Here is a 7,933-nt window from a genome sequence, read left to right as displayed (position 1 = left end):
TCCCGCCGGCAACGCCGCGGCGGACATCATCGGCTTCGGCCACTCCGGGGTCTCCGTCGCCCATTCGCTGAACGGAGGGAACTACACCGGCGTGGCCGTGCGGGTGAACGACTTCGGCCAGGCCCAGGGCTGGCGGGGCGACCGGCACCTGCGGACCCACGGGGACATCAACGTCGACGGCATCCAGGACCTGGTGGGCTTCGGCAACGCCGGGGTCCACGTCGCCCACGGCCGGACGGACGGCTCCTTCGGCCCGGTGTACCTGAAGGTCGCCGCCTTCGGCTACGACCAGGGATGGACGGAGGAGCGGTATCCGCGCCTGCTCGGTGACGTCAACGGCGACGGTCGCGACGACGTCGTCGGCTTCGGGCACTCGGCCACGTACGTGCAGCTGTCGTGAGCCCGCCGGCCGCGATCCGTCGCGGCCGGACCGCGGTGCAGCCCCCGTCCGCGCGGACGGGGGCTGCGCCGTACTACGTCACGGGCTCCGCGCCGCGCTCGTGGACATAGGCGGCCATGGTGATCACGGTGACGAGCTGCACGGCGACCACCACGAAGGTCCAGCCGCCTTCCGCGACGACGTAGACGGCGGCGGAGACGATCAGGACCAGTGGGAGGACCCGCTTGACGGCGAGCGCGCGCCCGCCCTCGCCGGAGGCGCCCGGGGGTTCGAGGTCGGGCTCGGGGTCGGGCTCGGCCGGCTCGGTCTCGGCGGCGGGTGCGGCCCGCCGGCGCCGTGCGGAGTGGACCGTGCTGACCAGCACAGCCACGTAGAGGGCCGCGACGAGCCCGGTGACGAACAGCATGACGGAACCGTCGTCGTCGCCGACGCACAGCCCCACGACGAGACCGAGGGCCACCGGCAGGAGCCAGAGCCCCAGGAGCAGCCTGTCGCGCACGGTCAGCACGAGGCCCTCCCCCCGTTCGACGATCCCCGTGAGCGCATCCTCGCACCCGGGGAGCCCGCGTGTCTGACCCCTCATCCGGGGATGGCGCCGGCGGGGACGTCCGGCACGGGCAGCAGGCGGTGGACCAGCGGGCCGCCGGTCAGGTCGTACGGCACGGTCCCCGCGCCGCCGAGCGCCCGTCCGCGGCCCGGATCGCGAGCTCGGTCGTGGTGCGCACCAGCCGGCGCGGCGCGGTCCGGCGTCACACTCGCGCCGGTGGCCGTCATCCGCGGCGTGCCGTGCGGTGACGGACGGGCACCGGACGTAGAACAGGAGAGCGCCTCCCGCGCTCCCCGGCGCGCTCCCTCCTCCAGGTGCACGTCCCCTCATTCCCCCAGGAGCACCATGAGCAGCACCCCCTTCTCCTCCCCTGCCCCGGGGACGGACCTGGCGTCCCGCCGCGGTTCCGCCGTGGGCAGGTGGATCGCGGCCGTGCCGCTGCACCTCGCCCTCTCGATCGGCCTGGTCGCCGGCTGCACGTCCAGCACCGCGTCCACCGACCCGGTCGCCGATCCCGGTCCCGTCCCGGGGACGGTGAGGACGGTGCCCGCCGCCCCGTCCCCGAACACCACGCCGAGCAGCACCGCCTCGCCCACGCCCTCGAGGACCCCCGGGTCGGTCACCAGGGTCACCGCGGCGCCGGAGCCGTCGGAGACCCCCGTCCGCGTCGTGGCCCCGCCCTCGGGGGCGTTCCTGGCCCTGGAGGACCTGCCGGTCGCCGCAGCCGGGACGATGTCCGACTACGACCGTGAGAGCCTGTTCGGCGGGTGGATCGACGCCGACGGCGACTGCGAGGACTCCCGCAACGAGGTCCTGGCCCGGGACCTGACCGGCATCACCTCCACCGACGGGTGCAGGGTCGACACCGGCACCCTCGCCGACCCCTACACCGGGGCGACCATCGACTTCGTGCGCGGGGTCGCGACCTCCGACGACGTCCAGGTGGACCACGTGGTCTCGCTCGGCAACGCCTGGGTGACCGGGGCGCGCCGGCTCTCCCAGGCCGACCGTGTAGCCCTCGCCAACGACCCGCTGAACCTGCTGGCGGTCGACGGCCCGGCCAACGGGTCGAAGTCGGACCAGGACGCCTCCCGGTGGCTGCCCCCCAACCGGGCCTTCGCCTGCGAGATGGTGGCCGTCCAGATCGCGGTGAAGTCCCGCTACGATCTCTGGGTCACCGCCCCGGAGAAGACCGCCATGGCCGAGGTGCTCTCCGACTGCCCCGACCAGCAGCTGCCCGGCGGCACCCCGTTCGGCGACATCCCCGGGGGCACCGGGACCGCTCCGCAGCCCGCCCCGGGCCCTGCTCCCGCCCCCGCGGACGTGCACTACGCCAACTGCACGGCCGCCCGGGAGGCCGGCGCCGCCCCGCTGCTGCGCGGGGAGCCCGGCTACCGGGACGCCATGGACCGTGACGGCGACGGCGTCGCGTGCGAGTAGGACGCCAGAAGGACGAGGACCGGACGACGAACACCACCCGCCGGGCCCCTGCCCCCACGGCCGCTGCCGGTCGGGGACGGGCGCCCCGCCGCGCTCAGCCCTGCCAGGCGGGCCGCCCGCCGGCGCGGCGTGCGAACTCCGCCGCGCGGCGGTGCGGCAGCGCGTCCCACAGGGACCCCGCGGCCATGCCCACGAACCACAGGCAGGGGAACCACCACCGTCCGCCGTCCAGGTGCAGATAGCACGCCACGGCGAGGACGAGGGTCAGCGCGATGTTGAGGAACATCAGCGTCATCTGGTGCGGCACAGCGGCCCCCTTCACTGTTCGACGGCATGCCCTCCGCATCGTGGCACGGCGCCCCCCTCCCCGTCTGACCCCTCTTGGGTGGGCAACTCTCCGGCGGGCAACCCGGGTTCGCCGCGCGGGCCGCCTACAGTGGGAACCCCGCCCCCCAGCGAAGCAGAGGCACCCCATGAGCACGAAGGCCGTCGTCACCAGTCTGTTCCTCGCGTCCGGTCTCGCCCTGGCCGGCTGCGCCGGCGACCCCCCGGCCCAGGAGGACACCCCCGCCGCCCGGACCTCCCCCACTCCGTCGGGCACGGCCTCGGCGACGACGCCGGAACCGGCCCCCGAGTCGACCCAGGAGCCGACAGAGGATCCGACGGAGGATGCGGACGAGGAGCCGGACGAGGAGCCGGACGAGGAGACTGCCGAGGACTCCCCGTCGCAGCCCGAGGCCGCCCCCGCGGATCCCGTTCCCGCCGATGCGTGGTCCGCGTTCTCCGCGACGCCCGAGGGACAGCCGTACGCCCGGACCGTGTCCAGGATCGAGCAGCAGGAGGCCCCGGGCGGCGGTGCCGTGCACCGGCTCACCGCGGACGTGAACGACCGCGCCGTGGCCGTCGAGATCTGCCGGGCCTACCAGTCCTCGATGGGCACCGGCCAGGACCGGATCGACGTCGTCGACACCGTCGGCCAGCTCCTGGCCTTCGCCCCGGGCGGTCCCGGGACCTGCCAGGTGCAGGTGAACACGGACGTGGGGGCGGTGCCCTTCCCGGGGAAGTTCACCTACGACGAGGCCCTGGCCGCGTGGCAGAGCGGGGTGCCCTACTACGACGCCTTCTGCATCAACTACGACCCGGTGACGGAAGCCGGTGTCGCGCAGTGCACGGGCATCGAGAACGGCACCGTGGACAGCGTGACCGGGGAGCGCATCGGCGGGTGACCGGCACTCGCACGGGGCGCCCGGGTGTCGACGGCGGCCCGTGCGGCGTATCCTGCCAAGCATGGGGGACACTGTGCAGCGGGCGGTCTTCACCACCCGTGACCCCGCCCAGGCCCTGGCCAAGCTGGACGAGGTCTACGCCCTGCGTGATGTGCGGTGGATCACGGGCGGGGACCTCTCCATGTCCTTCTCCTCGACCGGCGCAGGACCGGCGAGCTACGGCCGGCTGCGGCTGGGCGGCTCCTCCGTCCGGGGAACCACCGAGTACGCCGAGGTGGTCCGGATCGGTCACGTGCTGGACGGCGTGCTGAGCACCACCAGCGGCCCCGACCGCTTCCCGCGCCGTGGCCCGTTCCTGTTCCCCCAGCTCCCGTGCACGAGCTACTGGGCGGACCTCGACCTGTTCAGCGTCTCCGTGGACGGCGCCGCGGTGGCGGAGCAGGCCAGGCAGCTGCTGGGAGCGGACTCCTTCCACCTGCAGTTCACCGGAACCCGCCCCGTGAGCCCGGTCATGGCCCGGTACTGGTCGAGCACCGTGGCCCATCTGCAGCGCGACCTGCTGCCCAACGCCCAGGTGATGAGCAGTCCCCTCGTCCGGAGCGAGATGGCCCGGTCCCTGATCACCGCGCTGCTGCACACCTTCCCGAACACCTTTCTCCAGGACCCGCCGGTGTCCGATGCTCCCGCCCCCCGCCCGGCGGCGCTGCGCCGGGCCGTCTCGTTCATCGACGCCAACCTGAGCGAGGACATCGGGCTGCCGGAGATCGCCGCGGCCGCGAGGCTGAGCCCCCGCGGGGTGCAAGCGGCGTTCCGGCGCGAGCTGCACACCACGCCGTTCGCCTATCTGCGCTCCGCCCGGCTCGAGGCCGTCCACCGCGATCTGCTGGCCGCCGACCCGACCACGGGGGCGACGGTGGAGGCCGTCGCCGCCCGGTGGGGCTTCGCCCACCGCGGACGGTTCGCCGCCGCCTACCGGGACACCTTCGGCCAGGCCCCGTCCACCACCCTGCAGGCATGACAGCGTCGCACCGGAGCCGGGAGAGGAACGACGTGACGCACCCGCTGCCCATCCGCCTGCGCGTGGCGACCACCGACCCCGAGGTCGCCAGTGACAGGCTCCGGCAGACGTACGCGGGGGCAGAGATCCGCACGCCTCGCGACGACCCCGCGTTCGCCTACCGCCAGGACGTGGACGGGGACGCCCAGCTGAGCCTGGGGCGCTTCCACTTCGGGGGCCGTGGACGGGTCGACCTGGTCCTGGAGGACACGCTCACGGTGGTCCGGCGCCGCACCGGCGCCCACCGCTGGGAGGTCGACGGCCGGCGCGGCACCGGTCTGATGGTCATCCAGCCGCACGAGGACTACCGGGCCGAGCTGGAGTTCCTGGAGGTCGACTCGCTGAACCTGCACCTGACCGCCCTGCAGGACACCGCCCGCGCCGTCCACGGCGACCAGGGTCTCGAGGTCGTCTTCGACCATCCCCGGCCCGCGTCCCCCGCGCACGCCAAGTACTGGGCCGACACCTTCGACTTCGCCCACGGGATCCTCACCGATCCCGCGATCGCCGCCGTCCCCCTGCTGCGGGCGGACCTGCTGCGCCGGATGTCGGTGGCCACGCTGGAGACGTTCCGCCTCTCCGGCGACCCGAGGACCCGGCGGATCTCGGTGGCTTCCCGGCAGACCGCCCACCGGCAGGCCGTCGAGTTCATGCACGCGTCCCTGTCGCTGCCGATCACGGTCGAGGACGTCGCCCGCCACGTGGGTCTGAGCACGGTCGAGCTCGCCAGGGTGTTCCGCTCCCGGACGGGGATCACCCCCGCGGCCTACCTGCGCGGTCTGCGGCTGGCAGCCGCCCACAGGGACCTGGTCCGCGGCAGCGCGGCCGGTGGTGAGACGGTGCGCGCCATCGCCCTGCGCTGGGGCTTCCCCCACGCCGGGGACTTCGCCCGCCGTCACCGGCACGCCTACGGCGAGAACCCGTCGCGCACCCTGCACGGATAGGTCCGGGAGAGCCGGACGGCGCACGGGCCCGCCGGGCGCCTCAGGTCCCGCAGTAGGTCGTGTACGCGCCGAAGTCGTCCGGGGGACCGGCGGCGTAGCGCTCCAGGCCGGGGCGCTCCTCGTAGGGGGCGGTCACCGCCTCCAGGAGTCGTCCCAGCGGGTCGAGGTCGCCGTCGACGGCGGAGGCGAGGGCCTCCTCGACGAGGTGGTTGCGGGGGATGTGGACGGGATTCACGCGGTCCATCTCCTCGGGGTCCGGACCCACGGCGCGCCAGCGCTCGGCCCAGGCGTCGAACGCCGGCAGGTCGAGGACCAGGTCGCGCGCGGCGTGCGCGCCGGTGCGGGCGGTCCCGCCCAGGGCGCGGAAGAACGAGGTCCAGTCGACGTGGTTCTGCTGGAGCAGCACGAGCACGTCGTCGACCAGGGTCGAGGCGACCTCGTCGTCGAGGTCCCCCGGCAGACCGAGCTTGGACCGCATCCCCGCGGACCAGGCCGCGCTGTACTGCTGCGGGAACACCTCGAGCGCTCCCTCCGCCAGGGACACCGCCCGGTCCTGGTCCTCGTCGAGCAGCGGCAGCAGGGCCTCGGCGAGCCGGGCGAGGTTCCACTGCGCGGCGACCGGCTGGTTCCGATAGGCGTAGCGCCCGCCGTGGTCGATCGAGCTGTAGACCGCGGCCGGGTCGAAGGCGTCCAGGAACGCGCACGGCCCGTAGTCGATGGTCTCGCCCGAGATGGTCGTGTTGTCGGTGTTCATCACCCCGTGCACGAACCCCAGCAGCATCCACCGGGCCACGAGCGAGGCCTGGGCTGCGACCACCGCCTCGAACAGCGCGAGGTACGGGTGCTCGGCGCCGGCGGCCTCGGGGTGGTGGCGGCTGATGGCGTGGTCGGCGAGCCGGCGCAGGAGGTCGGGGTCGCCCGTGGCACGGGCGTACTGGAAGCTGCCCACGCGCAGGTGGCTGCTCGCCACCCGGGCGAGCACGGCCCCCGGCAGCAGGGTCTCGCGGCGCACCTGCCGCCCCGTCGCCACCACCGCGAGGGACCGGGTCGTGGGGACGCCGAGGGCGTGCATCGCCTCGCTCAGGATGTACTCGCGCAGCATGGGGCCCACCGCGGCGAGACCGTCGCCGCCGCGCGCGAACGGCGTCCGCCCGGAGCCCTTGAGGTGCAGGTCCCGGCGGCGGCCGGCGGCATCCACGACCTCGCCCAGCAGGAGGGCGCGCCCGTCGCCGAGGCGCGGGGAGAACGAGCCGAACTGGTGCCCGGAGTAGGCCTGCGCCACCGGCGTCGCCCCGGGGGGCACGAGGTTGCCGACCAGCAGGCGTGCGCCCTCCGCGCTCCGGAGCCACTCCGGGTCCAGCCCCAGCTCGGCGGCGAGGGGCTCGTTGAGGACCAGCAGCCGGGGCTCGGGGACGTCGTCGGCCTTCCAGGGCACGGACAACTCCCCCAGCTCCTGGGCGAAGCGGCTCTCGAGGGTGACGGTAGACAGGGGTGCGGTGCTCACACCCACCACGCTACTCGGTGAACCTGCTCCCGCCGAGGGGCCGGCGGGATCAGGGCTGACCGGCGGTCCGCAGCACGGCCACGAGGAAGTCGCTGTCCGCCCGGAACGGGCGCAGGTCCCAGGTGGACAGCAGCAGGTCGGGCACGAGCCCGGCCCGCTCGGCGTCCTGCAGGAACTCCGGGAACGGGTAGCCGCGGCCGGCTCCGAAGCCCACGGCCGCCCGCCCGTCGGCGGCCAGGTGCCGGCGGAAGCGGCGGAGCACCTCGGTGCGCGTGCTGGGGGCCAGGAAGGCCATCACGTTGCCGGCGCACACCACGGCGTCGAAGGGCTCCGGGACGCCCCGGGCGGGCAGGTCCAGCTCCGCCAGGTCCCCCACGAGCCACCGGGGACCGGGGTGGTCCTCCCGGGCGGCGGTGACCAGGGCCGGGTCGACGTCGACCCCGACGACGGTGTGCCCGCGGCGGTGCAGGTGGCCGCCCAGCCGACCGGGACCGCACCCGGCGTCGAGGATCCGCGACCTGGGCGGGACCATGGCCTCGATCAGCCGCGCCTCCCCCACGATGTCCTCACCGGCGGCCGCGAGGGCCCGGAACCGCTCGACGTACCACGACGAGTGCCCGGGATCCGCCCGCACCTTCTGCATCCACACGCTCTGCTCGACCACCCCGCCAGGGTACCGCCCGGCGGATGACATCCCGAGCGGTCGCCGGGCGGCTGGGTGCGCCTCCTGGCGCCGGTCCTCCGCGGGAACGCCGCAGGTGGGATTCCGCGCGTCCCGGAAGCCGGTGGCCGACGGCAGCGTCTCGGCCGAGGCC

9 protein-coding genes are annotated in these 7,933 nt (G+C 74.5%); 5 read left to right on the top strand and 4 right to left on the bottom strand.

The window, feature by feature from the left end:
* The coding region (locus tag ACYVM4_RS16820; protein ID WP_460669274.1) for an FG-GAP repeat domain-containing protein at positions 1 to 400 on the top strand (400 nt) is incomplete at its 5' end.
* A 73-nt stretch (positions 401 to 473) separates the two neighbouring features.
* Here the strand turns inward: ACYVM4_RS16820 and ACYVM4_RS16815 are convergent.
* Positions 474 to 983 (bottom strand): hypothetical protein, encoded by a 510-nt coding sequence (locus ACYVM4_RS16815; protein WP_460669273.1) that lies wholly within the window; start codon positions 981 to 983, stop codon positions 474 to 476.
* A gap of 309 nt (positions 984 to 1,292) precedes the next feature.
* On the opposite strand from ACYVM4_RS16815, the gene ACYVM4_RS16810 reads away from it, so the two are divergent.
* On the top strand, positions 1,293 to 2,387 hold the full coding sequence (locus tag ACYVM4_RS16810) for an excalibur calcium-binding domain-containing protein (RefSeq protein ID WP_460669272.1): 1,095 nt from the start codon (positions 1,293 to 1,295) through the stop codon (positions 2,385 to 2,387).
* A gap of 94 nt (positions 2,388 to 2,481) precedes the next feature.
* Here the strand turns inward: ACYVM4_RS16810 and ACYVM4_RS16805 are convergent, their stop codons facing one another.
* Complete coding sequence (locus tag ACYVM4_RS16805; RefSeq protein ID WP_460669271.1) at positions 2,482 to 2,694, bottom strand: hypothetical protein; 213 nt, start codon at positions 2,692 to 2,694, stop codon at positions 2,482 to 2,484.
* A gap of 166 nt (positions 2,695 to 2,860) precedes the next feature.
* On the opposite strand from ACYVM4_RS16805, the gene ACYVM4_RS16800 reads away from it, so the two are divergent.
* From ACYVM4_RS16800 to ACYVM4_RS16790, 3 genes are all read left to right on the top strand, one after another.
* Positions 2,861 to 3,613 carry a hypothetical protein gene (locus ACYVM4_RS16800; protein ID WP_460669270.1) on the top strand — a complete coding sequence of 251 codons (753 nt, stop codon included), beginning with the start codon at positions 2,861 to 2,863 and terminating at the stop codon, positions 3,611 to 3,613.
* A gap of 61 nt (positions 3,614 to 3,674) precedes the next feature.
* Complete coding sequence (locus ACYVM4_RS16795) at positions 3,675 to 4,631, top strand: AraC family transcriptional regulator (RefSeq protein ID WP_368820026.1); 957 nt, start codon at positions 3,675 to 3,677, stop codon at positions 4,629 to 4,631.
* Positions 4,632 to 4,663: 32 nt separating this feature from the next.
* Positions 4,664 to 5,614, top strand: coding sequence for a helix-turn-helix transcriptional regulator (locus ACYVM4_RS16790; protein WP_460669269.1), 951 nt, complete (start codon positions 4,664 to 4,666; stop codon positions 5,612 to 5,614).
* Positions 5,615 to 5,654: 40 nt separating this feature from the next.
* Here the strand turns inward: ACYVM4_RS16790 and ACYVM4_RS16785 are convergent, their stop codons facing one another.
* On the bottom strand, positions 5,655 to 7,118 hold the full coding sequence (locus ACYVM4_RS16785; RefSeq protein ID WP_368820024.1) for a protein adenylyltransferase SelO: 1,464 nt from the start codon (positions 7,116 to 7,118) through the stop codon (positions 5,655 to 5,657).
* Positions 7,119 to 7,167: 49 nt separating this feature from the next.
* Positions 7,168 to 7,782, bottom strand: a complete 615-nt coding sequence (locus ACYVM4_RS16780; protein WP_460669268.1) for a class I SAM-dependent methyltransferase — start codon at positions 7,780 to 7,782, stop codon at positions 7,168 to 7,170.
* Positions 7,783 to 7,933: the final 151 nt, after the last annotated feature.

The sequence above is a fragment of the Kocuria himachalensis genome (genome assembly GCF_054784195.1).
This window is presented reverse-complemented; position numbering and strand designations above follow the sequence as displayed.